Here is a 15,626-nt window from a genome sequence, read left to right on the forward strand (position 1 = left end):
ACGGTTCTCCGGGGGGGTGCACGCGCGTCGTTGGCGGCGCTCGTCATCGTCGTCGTCGCGGCTTTCGCCCTGTTCGCTCGCGGCGAGGCCGTGGCCGCGGAACCGACTTTCCCGGCTCTCAGCGGCCGCGTCGTGGATGCAGCCGGCATCCTCAAGCCGGACGAAATGTCGGCGCTCGACGCGCAGTTGAAGGCCTACGAGGAGAAGACTTCCGACCAGGTCGTCGTCGCGACGGTGCCGAACCTGCAGGGCCTGACCATCGAGGATTACGGCAACCGGCTGTTCCGCTCATGGGCCATCGGCCAGGCGAAGACCAACAACGGCGCGCTCCTCCTCGTGGCGCCCAACGACCGCAAGGTCAGGATCGAGGTCGGCTACGGCCTCGAAGGGGCGCTCACCGACGCCCTGTCGAAAGTCATCATCACAACGGCCATCACGCCGCGCTTCAAGACGGGCGATTACGGCGGCGGCATCAAGGCCGGCGTGGACGCCATGCTGTCGATCCTGAGCGGCGACGCCGAGGAATGGCAGCGCAAGGGCAAGGTGCGAAGCGACGAGGCCGAGCCGTCCCACGTCGTCGGCTTCATCGTCCTGTTCCTGGTGATCCTGTTCGTCGTGTACCGGATGAACCGGGGGCGCCGCGGCGGTGGCTTCATCGTCCTGCCCGGCCCATCCTCCGGTGGCTGGAGCGGTGGCGTCTCCGGCGGCTTCGGTGGCGGCGGCGGATTCTCGGGCGGCGGCGGCTCATCGGGAGGGGGCGGCGCCTCCGGGGATTGGTAGGATGCTGAACGACACCGACAGGACGCGGATCGCCCAGGCGATCGCGACGGCGGAATCGGCGACGTCGGCGGAGATCGTCGTTCTCGTGGCCGCCCGCGCCGGCCTCTACCGGTCGGCCGCGCTGGTGCCGGCGCTGGCCCTCGGGCTCATGGCACCCTGGCCGCTGATCCTGCTCACTCCGTGGAGCGCCGCCTCGATCGCTCTGGCGCAGGCCGCCATCGTCCTCGCGGCCCTCGCCGCCGCCGCCCATCCGCGAGCCCGCCTCCTCCTGGTTCCGCGTGCGATCCGCCGGGCGAGGGCGCATGAGGCGGCATCGCGGGAATTCTCCGCCCGCGGATTGGCGCGAACACGCGGGCGCACGGGCATCCTGATCTACCTCGCCGTCGCCGAGGGCCATGCGGAGATCGTCGCCGATTCGGGCATCGCCTCCCGGATTTCCCCGGCGGCTTGGTCCTCGGCCATCGACGCGCTGCTGTCTTCCCTTCGTCGGGGCGCGGCGGCCGACGGTCTCGTCTCCGCGGTGGAGGGGATCGGCGCGGTCCTCGCGCAGCACTTGCCGCGTCGGGCGGGGGATATCGACGAGTTGCCGAACCGCGTGATCGTCACGGACTGACATCGCCCGCGACTTTGTATTTTTCTCTCTGGCCCCGAAAGAATTTTTGAGCGAGAAGAACCGTGACGATCCGCCATCAAGGACGGGTCGCGGGAGCGAGACGTCGATGAGTGCGATACAGAAGCACGGGCCTTGGGCCCTTGTCGGTGCGTTGGGCGCGGCGGCCCTGGCGATCGTCGCCACGAGCCGCGGCGAATCGATCAACGCCTTGTGGATCGTCGTGGCCGCGGTCTGCGTCTATCTCATCGCCTATCGCTATTACTCGCTCTACATCTCCGACAAGGTGATGCAGCTCGATCCGAGCCGCAAGACCCCGGCCCACCGTCACAACGACGGGCTCGACTACGTCCCCACCAACAAGACCGTCCTGTTCGGCCACCATTTCGCGGCGATAGCCGGCGCGGGGCCCCTCGTCGGCCCGGTCCTGGCCGCTCAGATGGGCTACCTTCCCGGCATGCTCTGGATCCTGGCGGGCGTCGTGCTCGCCGGCGCGGTGCAGGACTTCATGATCCTGTTCATCTCCATGCGCCGCGACGGGCGCTCTCTCGGTGAGCTGATCCGGGCCGAGCTCGGCGTGATCCCCGGCGTGATCGCGCTGTTCGGCACCTTCATGATCATGGTGATCCTGCTCGCCGTGCTGGCGATGATCGTGGTCAAGGCGCTGGCCGAGAGCCCCTGGGGTACCTTCACGGTGGCGGCCACGATCCCGATCGCGATCCTGATGGGCCTCTACGCGCGCTTCATCCGGCCGGGCAAGATCGGCGAAGTCTCGATCCTCGGCTTCGTCCTGCTCATGGCCGCCATCGTCGGCGGCGGCCAGATCAACGAACACCCGGTCTGGGGCCCGGCCTTCACCTTCACCGGCACGCAGCTCACCTGGATGCTGATCGGCTACGGCTTCGTCGCCTCGATCCTGCCGGTCTGGCTCCTGCTCGCTCCGCGCGACTACCTCTCGACCTTCCTCAAGATCGGCACCATCATCGGCCTGGCGCTGGGCATCGTCGTGGTCGCCCCGCATCTGCAGATGCCGGCCATGACGAAATTCGTCGACGGCACAGGCCCGGTCTGGGCGGGCTCGCTGTTCCCGTTCCTGTTCATCACCATCGCCTGCGGCGCGGTCTCGGGCTTCCACGCGCTGATCTCGTCGGGAACGACCCCGAAACTCATCGACAACGAAGCCGACACCCGCTTCATCGGCTACGGCGGCATGCTCATGGAGAGCTTCGTCGCGATCATGGCGCTGGTCGCCGCGAGCGTGATCGATCCGGGCATCTACTTCACCATGAACTCGCCGGGCGCCCTTCTCGGCACCTCCGCCGAGAGCGCGGCCGCCGCCGTGACCAATCTCGGGTTCCCGATCTCCGCCGATCTGATCACCCAGACCGCCAGGGATGTCGGCGAGCACTCGATCATCTCGCGCACCGGCGGCGCCCCGACGCTCGCCGTCGGCATGGCCCACATCATCTCGTCGGCCATCGGCGGCAAGACGATGATGGCCTTCTGGTACCACTTCGCGATCCTGTTCGAGGCCCTGTTCATCCTGACCGCGGTGGATGCCGGCACGCGGGCGGGACGCTTCATGCTGCAGGATCTGCTCGGCCTGATCTCGCCGACCTTCAAGGACACCTCGGCCTGGGCGCCCAGCATCCTGGCCACCGCCCTCTGCGTCTCGGCCTGGGGCTACTTCCTCTACCAGGGCGTCACCGACCCGCTCGGCGGCATCTACACCCTGTGGCCGCTGTTCGGCATCTCGAACCAGATGCTGGCGGCCGTGGCGCTGACGCTGGCCACCGTGGTGATCTTCAAGATGAAGCGCGAGCGCTACGCCTTCGTCACGATCATCCCCACCGTCTGGCTGTTGATCTGCACGCTGACGGCGGGCTGGCAGAAGATCTTCTCGGCCGATCCCAAGATCGGCTTCCTGTCCCATGCCGACCGGTTCTCGGCGGCGATCGCCGAGGGCAAGGTGCTGGGTCCGGCCAAGAACATGGCCGACATGCACAAGATCGTCTTCAACGACCGGATCGACGCGGCGCTCGCCGTCATGTTCGTCGGCCTCGTCGTGGCCATCGCCGTCTTCGGCGTCCAGGCCTGCCTGAAGGCCTACAGGGCCGACCGCTGGACGGCGCTCGAGAGCGGCGGCCCGTCCCCCGTCCCGGCGGAGTAAGCACCATGGCGCTGTCGTCGACGGAGTTGCGGGACCGGCTCAAGACCTTCTCGAAATGCGTCTGCGACGGCGCCCGCCTCATGGTGGGGCAGGGCGATTACGAAGCCTATGCCGCCCATATCCGCCGGACCCATGCCGACCAGGAACCGATGACCGAGCGGGAATTCTACCGCAACCGGGAGAATGCCCGGTTCGGCGTCGGTAACCGGAATGGTTTCCGCTGCTGCTGATCGGAGCGATCTCCTTCGATAAACTCGGCAGCCAGCGAAACAGATCATCCTTTCATCCTTGGTCGCTCGCAGAAAACGTTCTGGATATTGTCATCCGGGCAGGACTTCGAAGACCGGACCAAGACTCTTCGGCAAGGCCGGCAGCCCATACTTCATCGAAACGAGAGCAGGCGAGGTGAAAGTCTCGTCGGCGGGTAGCCTCGTCTGAGACGATAGGCTTATATGTCGCCTCCCGAGAGAGGAGGTATCATGTCGCAGCCGCCAATGACCGAGACGCGTTCCGGGATGGACCGCTCCGGCGCGATCACCTTCGACAGGACACTCAAGGGCCTCACCGGCATCGCCGTCCGCGGCTTCCTCCTGTCCCTCGTCACTTTCGGCATCTACCGGTTCTGGTAAGTCACCGAGCTGCGGCGCTATTTCTGGAACCGGACCGTCGTCGACGGCAGCCCGGCCGAATACACCGGGACCGGCAAGGAACTGTTCCTCGGCTTCCTCGTCGCCATCGCCATCCTGATCCCCGTCTACGTCCTGATCTTCGTCGCGACGATCTCCGTGCCCTGGCTCGCGGCCTTCGGCAGCGTCCTGTCCTTCCTCATCCTCTTCGTCCTCGGCCAGTTCGCGGTCTTTCGCGGCCGGCGCTACCGCGCCTCGCGCACCCTGTGGCGCGGCATCCGCCTCGGGCAGGACGGATCGGCGATCACCTATGCGCTGATGGCCATCGGCTGGTCGCTGCTGACGCTCCTGACCCTAGGCCTCGCCTTCCCCTTCATGCGCGCGAGTCTGGAGCGGTACCGGATCAACCATACCCTCATTGGATCGAGCCGGATGGAATCCACCGCGCGCGGACGCTCGCTCCTGCTGCCCTGGCTGACGTTCTACGTGGTGGTTCTCCTGCCCATCGCCGGCGCGCTGATCGCCTTCCTCGTGGCTACCGATTTCACCATCCCCGACGACCTGTTCATCCCCAAGGAGGGGGGCAAACCCGGCGAGACGGAATTCAACAGCGATTACGAGGACACGCCTATCGCCACCTTCGGGGCGCTCCTGCTCGGCACCCTCGGCATCACGCTCCCCCTCGGGCTCCTGCTCATCCCGTTCTACCGGGCGCGCGAGACGCGGGTTTTCATGAACGCGGCGAGCCTCGGCGCGGTGCGCCTGTCCTCCACCCTGAGGGCTCGCCAGTTCTACTGGCCCTATCTCGTCTATCTCCTGTCGGTGATCGGCTTCGTCGTGATCCTTGGCCTCGTCGTCGGCGGCGCCGGTCTGCTGATGCAGGCGCAAGGCATGGCGAGCGGTTTCCACTGGGCGATCCTCCTCGGCATGACGGTCGGCTATCTCGGCGGCGCCCTGTTCTTCGCGGTGCTCTACGTCCGGGTGATCACGGCGCGGCTCTGGGCGGCGGTCGCGACAACGACGGTCATCGAGAATGCCGGAGGGCTCGATGCCGTTCTCGCGTCGAGCCGCCGCGTGGGCAGCGGCCTCAACGAAGGTCTCGCCGACGCTCTGGATGTCGGCGGCGCCCTCGAAGTGGGGTTCTAGTGCCGGCATCTCGGGTTCAGGGCACGTATTACGATGGCTTGAGCGCCAGGGCCCATCCGGTGACCCTGGTCCTCGAGGACAATCTCGAGATCACCGGGCATGACCTGCGCCTCGCCTGGCCTCTCGCCGACCTCGCGGCCGGCGATACGGCGAGCCCGTTCATGCGGATCGCCCCGGTAGGCAGTGCCGCCCGCGTCGAGTTCACCGACGAGGCCCTGGCCGCCGCGCTGCAGGATCGCTGCCCCGACCTGCACCGGACCGATCCCTCCGCCTCGGGCGGTCGTCTGCGTCTCGTCCTGTGGTCGATCGCGGCCGGGATCTCGGTGATCGGCCTGGCGATCTACGGTGTCCCGGCCATCGCGGTCCGTCTGGCACCCGTGATTCCGGCAGCCATCGAAGCGCGGCTCGGCGGCGCGGTGGACGGGCAGATCGGCAAGATCCTGGGCGACCCGCCGGTCTGCGACGACGCCCCGGCGCGGGCCGTCCTCGACCGCCTGATCGAGCGGATGACGACGGATGCCGGCCTGCCGGTCGGTCCGGCGATCACCGTCCGCCGGCACGCCATCGCCAACGCCCTGACCCTTCCCGGCGGGCGGGTCGTCGTGCTGTCGGACCTCATCGACCAGTCCCGGACGCCGGACGAGTTCGCCGGCGTGCTGGCCCACGAATTCGGCCATGTGGCCGCGCACGATCCCATGCGCGCGCTGCTGGCGGCGAGCGGGAGTTCGTTCCTCCTCAGCCTCGTGCTCGGCGACCTGACCGGCTCCACGATCGTCATCGCGGTGGGACAGGCGGCCATCTCGGCCGGCTATTCGCGTGAGGCCGAGAACGCGGCCGATGCCTATTCGGTGGAGGTCATGCGGCGGTCGGGCGGGGATGCCACGGCGCTGGCGACGATCCTCGAACGCATCGCCAAGGACGACGAGAAGGGCGAGTTCGCGGGCCTGCTCCGCAGCCATCCCTTCACGGCGGAGCGCACGACCCGCATCCGCACGATGGCGGGCACGGAGACAATCGGCCGGCGCATCCTCGACGAGACCGAATGGGCGACGCTCAAGGGCATCTGCCGCAACGTACCGGCCAAATCGGCGACATAGGCGCGGTCCTGGGCGGAGCGTATTCGTGCACCGGTTACAGGCGGAAACAAATATCCCGTCCCGGTCCGCCGCTTGCGTCGCGGGGTCACGGCTACAGATCACCTCGTGGCATGCGACGAATGTGGTACACCAGCCCGAACAGGTTTGCGCGGATACCGTATGGGCCTCGTCCAGTATGCTTTGAAGTTTCGCATCACGATCTACGTCCTCGCCGTGCTGATGATGCTCGGCGGCGCGGCCTCGGTGATCGTGGCGCCCAAGGACGTGCTCCCGACCGTGGACATCCCGGTGGTCGTGGTGGTGTGGACCTATACCGGCCTCTCCACCTCCGAGATGGAGCGGCGCATCACGACCTATGCCGAGTTCTCGCTCTCCAACAACGTCAACAACATCGCCCGGATGGAATCGACGACGCTGCAGGGCACGGCGATCCAGAAGGTGTATTTCGATCAGTCGGTGAGCATCGACCTCGCCATCGCCCAGACCGTCTCGGCGATGAACTCGATCCGTTCGACCATGCCGCCGGGCGTGCAGCCGCCCATCGTCCTGCGGTTCTCGGCTTCCTCCGTCCCGGTGATCCAGCTCTCCCTCTCCTCCACCAGCGAGAGCCTGACCAAGGTCTACGATTACGCCCAGTACCGCATCCGCCAGCGCCTGACCCAGGTGCCGGGCTCGACGCTGCCCTCGCCCTTCGGCGGCACGCCGCGCCAGATCATGGTCGATCTCGACCTGCAGGCCCTGCGGGCTCTGGGCCTGACGGCGCTGGACGTCACCAACGCCATGACGGCGCAGAACCTCACCGTGCCCTCCGGCCTCGCCAAGATCGGCGAGCAGCAATACCCGATCCAGTTGAACGCCACGCCGGACGCCATCGAGGCGCTCAACCAGGTGCCGATCCGGGTGGTCGGCGGACAGCCGGTGCTGATGCGCGACGTCGCCAATGTCCGCGACGGCGGGCCGCCGCAGGTGAACATCGTGCGGGCCGACGGCCTGAACTCGGTGCTGATGCGGATCTTCAAGAACGGCACCGCCTCGACCCTCGACGTCGTCAACAACGTGAAGAAGGCCCTGCCGGACATCCGTGCCGCCGCCCCCGAGGGCATGGCCCTGCGCGAATTGTTCGACCAGTCGGTCTTCGTCTCCGCCGCCATCGAGGGCGTGATCCACGAGGCGGTCATCGCCGCCGCGCTCACCGGCCTCACGATCCTGCTGTTCCTCGGCTCATGGCGCTCCACCATCGTGGTGCTCGTCTCGATCCCGCTCTCGATCCTGACTTCGCTCGCGATCCTCACGGCGCTCGGCGAGACCATCAACGTCATGACGCTGGGCGGTCTCGCCCTGGCGGTGGGCATCCTCGTGGACGACGCCACGGTGGCCATCGAGAACACCTATCGCCTGTTCGAGCAGGGCGAGCCGTTCCGCAAATCCGTGGTGGAGGGGGCGGCGGGCATCGCCAAGCCGGCCTTGATCTCGACGCTCTCGATCTGCGCCGCCTTCGTCTCGGTCTTCGCGCTCACGGACACGCCGAAATACCTGTTCACCCCCCAGGCTCTCGCCGTCGTCTTCGCGATGCTGACTTCCTACGTCCTGTCGCGCACCCTGGTGCCGGTGCTGATCGACGTGCTGGTGGCGCGGGAATACGAGGAGCATCATGGCACGGGCGGGCAGGCTCCGAGACGGGGCCGCATCGCCCGCGCGCTGGGGTGGCTGTTCGGGCCGCTCCTCCGCCTCGCCGGACGGTTCCGCCAGGGGTTCGAGTCGCGCTTCGCGCGCTTCCATCGCGGCTATCTCGGGTTGCTGCACGTGGTGCTGCGCCGCCGGGTCGTCACGCTGGCCACCGTCGCGGTGATCTTCGCGGGCACGGCGGGCCTGTTCGGTTTCGTGGGCCAGGATTACTTCCCGCAGGTCGAATCGAGCCAGATGACGCTGCACCTGCGCACCCGGCCGGGCATGCGCATCGAGACCGCCTTGCAGACCTTCGCAGACGTCCAGTCGGTGATCCGCGAGGTCATCCCCGAGGGAGAGATCGATCAGGTCCTCGACAATCTCGGCCTGCCCGCGAACAACTACAATTTCGCCTTCTCGGACGGGTCGTTCGTCGCCAACAACGACGGGCAGATGCTCATCAACCTGAAGGAAGGCCATGGCTCGGTCGCCGGCTACACCAAACGCCTGCGCGAGGTGCTGCGCGAGCGTTTCCCCGACCTGATCGTCTATTTCCAGCCCTCCGACATCATCACGCAGATCCTGAACTTCGGGACGCTGGCGCAGATCGACATCCAGGTCTCCGGCCGCAACACCGCCAAGGACCTCGCCGCCGCGCAGAACATCGTCCGTCGTCTCAAGGAGACGCGCGGGGCGGTGGACGTCCATCTCCACCAGATCGTCGGCACGCCGCAATTCTTCGTGGACGTGGATCGGCGCCTCGCCTCCGAACTCGGCCTCACCGAGCAGCAGATCGCGCAGGGGCTCAACGTCTCCCTGTCGGGATCCTTCCAGGTGACGCCGAACTTCTGGACCGACCCGAAGACCGGCATTCCCTACCAGCTCTGGGTGCAGACGCCGGAATACCGCAACGACAGCCTCACGGCGATCCAGAACACGCCGCTCCTCGTCAGCGGCAATTCCGACGCGCCGGGCGTGCTGACGCTGCTCTCCAGCGTCTCGACCATGCGCCGCGAGGGGTCGCAGACGGTCATCAACCACGTCAACACCCAGCCGACTTTCAACATCTACGCGGCGGTGCAGGATTCCGATCTCGGTTCGGTGGCGAAAGACATCCGCCGGATCGTCGAGGAAGAGCAGAAGGCCCTGCCGGCGCCGGACAAGATCACCGTGCGCGGGCAGATCGAGAACATGCAATCGGCCTTCTTCCGCATGGGAATCGGCCTCTCCATAGCCCTTGTAGCGGTCTACCTGCTCATGGCGGTGAACTTCCAGAGTTGGGGCGACCCGCTCGTGGTGCTGGCGGCGCTCCCGCTCGCTTTCTGCGGGATCGTGGCGAGCCTGTTCATCACGGGTACGACCTTCTCGATTCCGTCGCTGTTCGGGGCGATCATGTCCGTGGGCATCGCCTCCGCGAACTCGATCCTCCTCGTCACCTTCGCCAAGGAACACCGGGAGGCGACGGGCTGCAGCGCGGCAGAGGCCGCCTTGCTCGCGGGCGAGACGCGGCTGCGGCCCGTACTGATGACGGCGGGCGCGATGTTCCTGGGGCTGATCCCGATGGCGCTGGGTACCGGGGAGGGCGGGGAGCAGAACGCGGCCCTCGCCCGCGCCGTGATGGGCGGCATCGCCATCGGTACGCCATCGACCTTGCTCTTCGTGCCCTTCCTCTACACCCTCCTCCGGCGGGGCGAGGTCAAGCCGCTTCAGGATTACGCATGAGCGGGAACAGCCCTGGTGACGCGACCGATGGCGAGACCGGCACGGTGACGGCTCATGAATCCGGGCGAGGCCCCGTGGAGATCCCGCCGCCGCCGGGGAAGGGACCGTTCCTCGTCGCCGGGCTCATTGCCGTCGGCCTGCTCGGCTGGGGCGGCTACGGCCATTGGCAGAAGGGCGCCGCCGCCGAGGAGACACAGCGCAAGGCCAGGGATTTCGTGCCGAAGCTGCGGACCATCGCGGTGGAGCGGGCCGACCAGCCCATCGACATCACCCTGCCCGGACAGACCGATGCCTTCGCCAGGGCGTCCCTGTTCGCCCGTGCCACGGGCTACATCGCCGAGCGTCGGGTCGACATCGGCACAAGGGTCAAGCAGGGCGACATCCTGATCCGCATCGCCGCCCCCGATCTCGACCAGCAGCTGGCGCAGGCCCAGGCGCAGGTGGGCCAGCTCGAAGCCCAGCTCCTCCAGGCCAGGGCCATGGTCGACCAGGCGAAGGCCAACGTGAATCTCGCCACCGCCACCAACAGCCGCACCTCGACCCTCGCCGTGCAGGGCTGGGCCTCGAAGCAGAACGCCGACAATTCCCAGGCCAGCGTCCTGAGCCAGGGCGCGAGCCTCGCGTCGGCGGAGGCGGGGGTGAAGGTGGCCGAGGCCAACATCAAGGCGCAGCGCGCCACCGTGGACCGGCTGAAGGCGCTGACCGGCTTCAAGGACGTGATCGCCCCTTTCGACGGCGTCGTGACCGCCCGCAGCGTCGATATCGGCGATCTCGTCCAGGCCGACGGCACCGGCACCGCCCTGCTGTCCATGGACCGGGACGACGTCCTGCGCGTGGTCGTCAACGTGCCCCAAAATCTCGCCGTCGGGGTGAATCCGGGCGTCGCCGCCACGATCAAGGTGCCGCAGATCCCGGACCGTACCTTCTCCGGCAAGGTCGAGCGCAGCTCGGTCGCCCTGCTGACCTCCTCCCGCACCCTGACCACCCAGGTGGACGTCCCCAACCGCGACGGCAGCCTGCGGCCCGGCCTCTACGTCTACGTGACGCTCAAGGTGCCGCGGACGGGACGGAACACGGTCATCCCGGCCGAGGCCCTGGTCTTCAACCAGCGCGGCACGCAGGTCGCGATTTCCCGCGACGACGGCACGGTGGAATGGCGCGGCGTCCACATCCAGCGCGACCTCGGCACCACGATCGAGATCGATCAGGGATTGGACGGCGGGGAGCAGATCGTGCTGAGCCCGCCCGTGGACCTGCATGATGGGCAGACGATGGAGCGCCAGCCGCCGAAGCAGGACGGCAAGGCGCTGAAATCCGCCGCGCGATGATACGGGCTGGACGAGGGCGCAGCCCGGCCAAGCCGTTCGGCCGGTTCCATCCGTGCCGGTGGATGAGGTAGAGACACGCGTTCCCGCGCAGGATTAGGGCGCGACTTCAGGAACGCCTCCGCGCATGCTCGACCGCCCCGCCTCGGACATTCTCGATCGCGCCCAGGTGGTGGCGATGAGTGCCGCGATCACCTGCGTGGCGGTGGTCGGCATCGGCCTCAGCCTGTCGATCCCGCTCCTCTCCCTCGAGATGGAGCGCATGGGCGTGTCGAGCACGCTCATCGGCGTCAACACGGCGCTGGCGGGTCTGGCCAGCATCATCACCGTACCGTTCGTGCCACGCCTCGCTGCCCGGATCGGCGTCGTGCGCGTCCTCATCCTGGCGATCTGCACCGGCGCGGCCTCCCTCGTCGGGTTCAAGCTGCTCCACGATATCCGCTGGTGGTTCCCCCTCCGCTTCGTCTTCTCGGCGACGCTGGGCGTGCTCTTCGTGCTGTCCGAGTTCTGGATCAACGAGGTCGCGCCACCGGCGCGGCGCGGCCTCGTCATGGGCATCTACGCCACGGTGCTGGCGCTGGGCTTCGCGGTGGGACCGACGCTCCTCGTCGTCATCGGCACCCAGGGCTATGCGCCGTATTGCGCCGGCGCCGCCCTGTTCCTGCTCGGCACCGTACCCATCGCCCTGGCGCGCGGCCTGGCGCCGTCGATCGAGGGCAAGAGCAGCCGCGGCTTCCTCGGTTATGTCCGCCTCGCACCGGCCGCCATTTTCGCGGCCCTGGTCTACGGCGCCGTCGAGACCGGAGGATTCGCCATCCTGCCGCTCTACGGCCTCCGGATCGGGTTCGATGCCGAGGGTGCCGCCGGTCTCGTCAGCATGCTCGCCCTCGGCCACGTCCTGTTCCAGATCCCGTTCGGACTCCTGGCCGACCGGTTCGACCGCCGCCACCTCCTCCTCGTCTCGGCCCTCGGCGGTGCGATCGGCGCGGCGCTGATCCCGGCGGCCTCGGCCTCCCCGGTATGGCTCGCCGTCCTTCTGCTGATCTGGGGCGGCTTGACCGGCACGCTCTACACCGTCGGGCTGGCCCATCTGGGGGCCAGCGTGCGCGGGGCAGAACTCGCCGGAGCGAATGCCGCCTTCCTGATCTTCTACAATATCGGCCTGATGGTCGGGCCTCCGATCATCGGCGGCGGCATGGACCTGATGCCCCCCCAGGGCTTCGCCCATGCCATGTGCGGCGTGCTCGTCGCCTATGCCTGTCTCGTCCTCTGGCGACTTCGGACAACCGGGTCGGCCTTGACGAAGTGAGCCCGATGAGGCAATGACCGCGCGGAATTCAGCCGGTCCGCGCCGGCCATTTTGCGTTTCGCTCAGGCGGAATGCCGCCACTTTCAGGAGCACCGCGCCATGGCCAAGGCCGTCACCGTTAAAGTCAAGCTGATCTCGACCGCCGACACCGGCTACTTCTACGTCACGAAGAAGAACTCCCGGACGCAGACCGAGAAGCTGTCCATGAAGAAGTACGACCCCGTCGTGCGCAAGCATGTCGACTTCAAGGAAACCAAGATCAAGTAAGCCTCGTCTCCTCGTCGAGACGGCACAAAAAAGCCGCCCTTTCGGGCGGCTTTTTCCGTTGAGGCCAGGCGTCGGAGTTACAGCGATGCCGTGGGGTAGGAGCGCACGCCCGGGCGGGCGCCGGGAACCGTCGTGGCATCGGAGGGCGTCGTGGTAGGCGCGGTCCAGCCATCGGCCTTCCAGCCCTCGGCACGCTCGGTGACGTTCACCGAACCGTGCTCTTCCAGAACGTCCATCACCTGCGATGCGCGGACATCGTCGGCCTTGACGGTCACGAGCGTGCCGCCACGGCGCACGCCCTCGCTGTAGGTATGGGCATCGGCTTCGCTCAATCCCGCGCCGGTCAGGCCGCCGACAAGGCCGCCTGCCGCGGCACCGATGCCGGCGCCCGCAAGGGTGGTCACGAGCCAGCCGGCGGCGACGACGGGGCCGACACCGGGGATCGCAAGAAGTCCGAGCCCGGTCAGGAGGCCGGCCGCACCGCCGAGCAGCGTGCCGACGCCGGCTCCGGTGCCAGCACCCGTCGACGCCGTCTCGGCGGTGTCGGTGCGGGTATGATCGCCCGTCGTCACGCGTCCGGCATGCCGGTCGTTCTCGTTGCTGCTGACGATGCTGATGTCGCTGTGGCTGATGCCCGACGCTTCGAGCTTGGCGACGGCCTTGCCGGCGTCGTCATACGAATCGTAAAGTGCGGTAATGGTCTGGTTTGCCATGGGATCGTTCCTCTCACTGTATCGACAGGCCGGCGGCTTCAGGGACGCGGCTAGTTGGCCGCGACGTTGCCCTTGAAGTCGACGCCGACGGTGACCGGCTTGCCGTTGAGCGTCGCCGCCCCGCGCCAGATGCCCTTGTCGTCCTTCTTGAGTTCCTTGACGTCCTTGTAGCCAGCCTGCTCCAGCCGGCTGCGGGTCTGGCCTTCGGTGAAGCTGTTGGCGCCTTCCTCGAGCTTGGCGTTGGCCGCTGTCGCCTGTGTGGTGGCGGGGCGGTTGGCGTCGGGCTTGTCGGTGTTCGGACGCGTCACGGATTCCTGACCGCCTGACTTGGCGCTCGTCTCGGCGTCGGTGGCGGGCTTGCCGGTCACGGTGGTCTGCGCGTAGGCCGCGCTCGAGCCAAGAATCGCCACAAAGGCGAGTGTAGCCAGCTGATGTCGCATAATAATCTCCCTTATCGGACCCATTCAATTCGGAGGGGAGCCAAAGCGTTCCGTAAATGCGCGCCCTCAAAGCGTGGCTTTATTTTCAAGCTTCGCCGAATAACCCATGATAGCGCCATCGAGCGGGCCGGATCACGCTTCCCGACTCTCGTTGCGCGCGCAATGACGACGTTTCGTCTTCCAATCGCGGAACCACATCGGTCCTCCGGATTTTCGCGTCGCGGCGATGACGGAGGCCGCCGATCTGCGATAGAGCGGACGGCGTCGGTTCTGCCGTCCCCCAAGATCGTCGCCCACAAGCCTGTCGCTGCGAAGGAGCCTGCCATGACCGACGAATTCGACGTCGATCTGTTCGTCATCGGTGGCGGCTCGGGGGGCGTGCGCGCGGCACGCATCGCAGCCGGCTACGGGGCGATGGTCAGCCTTGCCGAAGAGTACCGGATCGGCGGCACCTGCGTGATTCGCGGCTGCGTGCCGAAGAAGCTGATGGTCTATGCCGGGCGCTTCGCCGACGAGTTCGAGGATGCCGCCGGCTTCGGCTGGTCCGTGGGCGAGCCGCGTTTCGATTGGAGCGTCCTCAAGACCCGCCGCGACGCCGAGGTCTCGCGCCTCGAATCGATCTACGACACCAATCTCGAACGGGCGGGCGTCACCGTCATTCCCGAGCGGGCCGTCATCGAGGATGCCCATACGGTCCGTCTCACCGGCTCGGGGCGCCGCGTTCGGGCGAAACACATCCTCGTGGCGGTGGGCGCGCATCCGGTAAAGGTCCCGGTCATTCCCGGCGGCGATCTCGGCATCACCTCCAACGAGGTCTTCGAGCTGGAGACCTTGCCGGAGCGTATCCTGGTCATCGGGGGTGGCTACATCGCGGTGGAGTTCGCCAGCGTCTTCGCGCATCTCGGATCGCGCACGACCCTGCTGCACCGGGGCGACCGCCTGCTGCGCGGGTTCGACGACGAGGTGCGCGACGCCCTCGGCCTCGCCTTCGACAAGCGCCTGGATCTCCGGCTCAACCAGACGGTGGAGCGCCTGGAACGGCGGGAGAGCGGCATCGCCGCCACCCTGGGCGATGGCAGCGTCATCGAGGTCGATCAGGTCCTCGTCGCCACGGGGCGCAAGCCGGCGGTGAGCGGCCTCGGCCTGGAGAATGTGGGCATCGAGACCGACGCGAGCGGCGCGATCCCGGTGGACGCCTTTTCGCAGACCAGCGTGCCCTCGATCTACGCGGTGGGCGACGTCACCAACCGCGCCGCCCTGACGCCCATCGCCATCCGCGAGGGCCATGCCTTCGCCGATACCGTATTCGGCGGCAAACCCTGGGCAGTGAACCACGAACTCATCGCCACGGCGGTCTTCTCGACGCCGGAGATCGGCACGATCGGGCTCACCGAGGATCAGGCACGCGAGCGGTTCGAGGCCATCGACATCTACAAGTCGAGCTTCCGCTCGATGAAGGCGACGCTGTCCAACAGCGCCGAGCGTGTCCTGATGAAGCTCATCGTGGATTGCGCCAGCGACAGGGTGCTCGGCGTCCACATGGTCGGCCACGATGCCGGCGAGATCATCCAGGCGGTGGCCATCGCCGTGACGATGGGCGCGACGAAGGCCGATTTCGACCGGACCATCGCGGTGCATCCCACCGCCGGCGAGGAACTCGTCACCATGCGGGTGCCCGCCGTGACCAAGCGGCCGGAGGGAGTGGGTTAGAGCCGCACCCCGGAACAGGGGCTCGGCGCTGCCGTTGGCATGAGGA

At 67.4% G+C, this 15,626-nt stretch carries 14 protein-coding genes; 12 read left to right on the plus strand and 2 right to left on the minus strand.

The genetic code is table 11. The annotated features are described in order from the left end of the window. Window positions 1-30 precede the first annotated feature (30 nt). The 11 genes from K368_RS0112680 to rpmG all read left to right on the plus strand — a co-directional run bounded on the left by K368_RS0112680 (window position 31) and on the right by rpmG (window position 12,717). Complete coding sequence (locus tag K368_RS0112680) at window positions 31-780, plus strand: TPM domain-containing protein (RefSeq protein WP_027172733.1); 750 nt, start codon at window positions 31-33, stop codon at window positions 778-780. Between the two features lies 1 nt (window position 781). After that, window positions 782-1,393 carry a TPM domain-containing protein gene (locus K368_RS0112685; RefSeq protein ID WP_027172734.1) on the plus strand — a complete coding sequence of 204 codons (612 nt, stop codon included), beginning with the start codon at window positions 782-784 and terminating at the stop codon, window positions 1,391-1,393. A 106-nt stretch (window positions 1,394-1,499) separates the two neighbouring features. Further along, complete coding sequence (locus K368_RS0112690) at window positions 1,500-3,560, plus strand: carbon starvation CstA family protein (RefSeq protein WP_027172735.1); 2,061 nt, start codon at window positions 1,500-1,502, stop codon at window positions 3,558-3,560. Between the two features lie 5 nt (window positions 3,561-3,565). Beyond that, window positions 3,566-3,790 carry a YbdD/YjiX family protein gene (locus K368_RS0112695; RefSeq protein ID WP_027172736.1) on the plus strand — a complete coding sequence of 75 codons (225 nt, stop codon included), beginning with the start codon at window positions 3,566-3,568 and terminating at the stop codon, window positions 3,788-3,790. A 249-nt stretch (window positions 3,791-4,039) separates the two neighbouring features. Beyond that, window positions 4,040-4,189: a YjgN family protein gene (locus tag K368_RS27340; RefSeq protein WP_245259571.1), complete on the plus strand. Its 150-nt coding sequence runs from the start codon at window positions 4,040-4,042 to the stop codon at window positions 4,187-4,189. A 9-nt stretch (window positions 4,190-4,198) separates the two neighbouring features. Next, complete coding sequence (locus K368_RS24605) at window positions 4,199-5,332, plus strand: DUF898 family protein (RefSeq protein WP_245259683.1); 1,134 nt, start codon at window positions 4,199-4,201, stop codon at window positions 5,330-5,332. Continuing rightward, a complete protein-coding gene (locus tag K368_RS0112705) occupies window positions 5,332-6,429 on the plus strand; it encodes a M48 family metallopeptidase (RefSeq protein ID WP_027172737.1) in 1,098 nt (365 codons plus the stop codon). Before K368_RS24605 ends, K368_RS0112705 begins: the two co-directional genes overlap by 1 nt. A gap of 159 nt (window positions 6,430-6,588) precedes the next feature. Continuing rightward, entirely contained in the window at window positions 6,589-9,816 is a 3,228-nt protein-coding gene (locus tag K368_RS0112710) for an efflux RND transporter permease subunit (protein WP_027172738.1), read from the plus strand. Continuing rightward, a complete protein-coding gene (locus K368_RS0112715) occupies window positions 9,813-11,144 on the plus strand; it encodes an efflux RND transporter periplasmic adaptor subunit (RefSeq protein ID WP_036266269.1) in 1,332 nt (443 codons plus the stop codon). Before K368_RS0112710 ends, K368_RS0112715 begins: the two co-directional genes overlap by 4 nt. Before the next feature lie 124 nt (window positions 11,145-11,268). After that, a complete protein-coding gene (locus K368_RS0112720) occupies window positions 11,269-12,450 on the plus strand; it encodes an MFS transporter (protein ID WP_027172740.1) in 1,182 nt (393 codons plus the stop codon). Between the two features lie 99 nt (window positions 12,451-12,549). Continuing rightward, window positions 12,550-12,717: a 50S ribosomal protein L33 gene (rpmG, locus tag K368_RS0112725; RefSeq protein WP_018044575.1), complete on the plus strand. Its 168-nt coding sequence runs from the start codon at window positions 12,550-12,552 to the stop codon at window positions 12,715-12,717. Between the two features lie 77 nt (window positions 12,718-12,794). Here the strand turns inward: rpmG and K368_RS0112730 are convergent, their stop codons facing one another. Both K368_RS0112730 and K368_RS0112735 read right to left on the minus strand, forming a co-directional pair. After that, window positions 12,795-13,430, minus strand: a complete 636-nt coding sequence (locus K368_RS0112730; RefSeq protein WP_027172741.1) for a general stress protein — start codon at window positions 13,428-13,430, stop codon at window positions 12,795-12,797. A 50-nt stretch (window positions 13,431-13,480) separates the two neighbouring features. After that, on the minus strand, window positions 13,481-13,870 hold the full coding sequence (locus K368_RS0112735) for a hypothetical protein (protein WP_018044573.1): 390 nt from the start codon (window positions 13,868-13,870) through the stop codon (window positions 13,481-13,483). A 324-nt stretch (window positions 13,871-14,194) separates the two neighbouring features. Here K368_RS0112735 and gor point away from each other — a divergent pair, with 324 nt between their 5' ends. After that, the gene (gor, locus tag K368_RS0112740; RefSeq protein WP_027172742.1) at window positions 14,195-15,580 is read left to right on the plus strand and encodes a glutathione-disulfide reductase; all 1,386 of its coding nucleotides are present in this window, start codon (window positions 14,195-14,197) and stop codon (window positions 15,578-15,580) included. Window positions 15,581-15,626 lie beyond the last annotated feature (46 nt).

Source organism: Methylobacterium sp. 10, assembly GCF_000519085.1.
Taxonomy (GTDB): domain Bacteria; phylum Pseudomonadota; class Alphaproteobacteria; order Rhizobiales; family Beijerinckiaceae; genus Methylobacterium.

Coding starts and splice junctions, on each gene's coding strand:
- K368_RS0112730 (WP_027172741.1), bottom strand. CDS start 13,430: ATGGCAAACCAGACCATTACCGCACTTTACGATTCGTATGACGACGCC.
- K368_RS0112720 (WP_027172740.1), top strand. CDS start 11,269: ATGCTCGACCGCCCCGCCTCGGACATTCTCGATCGCGCCCAGGTGGTG.
- gor (WP_027172742.1), top strand. CDS start 14,195: ATGACCGACGAATTCGACGTCGATCTGTTCGTCATCGGTGGCGGCTCG.
- K368_RS0112735 (WP_018044573.1), bottom strand. CDS start 13,870: ATGCGACATCAGCTGGCTACACTCGCCTTTGTGGCGATTCTTGGCTCG.
- K368_RS0112695 (WP_027172736.1), top strand. CDS start 3,566: ATGGCGCTGTCGTCGACGGAGTTGCGGGACCGGCTCAAGACCTTCTCG.
- K368_RS0112710 (WP_027172738.1), top strand. CDS start 6,589: ATGGGCCTCGTCCAGTATGCTTTGAAGTTTCGCATCACGATCTACGTC.
- K368_RS0112685 (WP_027172734.1), top strand. CDS start 782: ATGCTGAACGACACCGACAGGACGCGGATCGCCCAGGCGATCGCGACG.
- K368_RS0112715 (WP_036266269.1), top strand. CDS start 9,813: ATGAGCGGGAACAGCCCTGGTGACGCGACCGATGGCGAGACCGGCACG.
- K368_RS0112690 (WP_027172735.1), top strand. CDS start 1,500: ATGAGTGCGATACAGAAGCACGGGCCTTGGGCCCTTGTCGGTGCGTTG.
- rpmG (WP_018044575.1), top strand. CDS start 12,550: ATGGCCAAGGCCGTCACCGTTAAAGTCAAGCTGATCTCGACCGCCGAC.
- K368_RS27340 (WP_245259571.1), top strand. CDS start 4,040: ATGTCGCAGCCGCCAATGACCGAGACGCGTTCCGGGATGGACCGCTCC.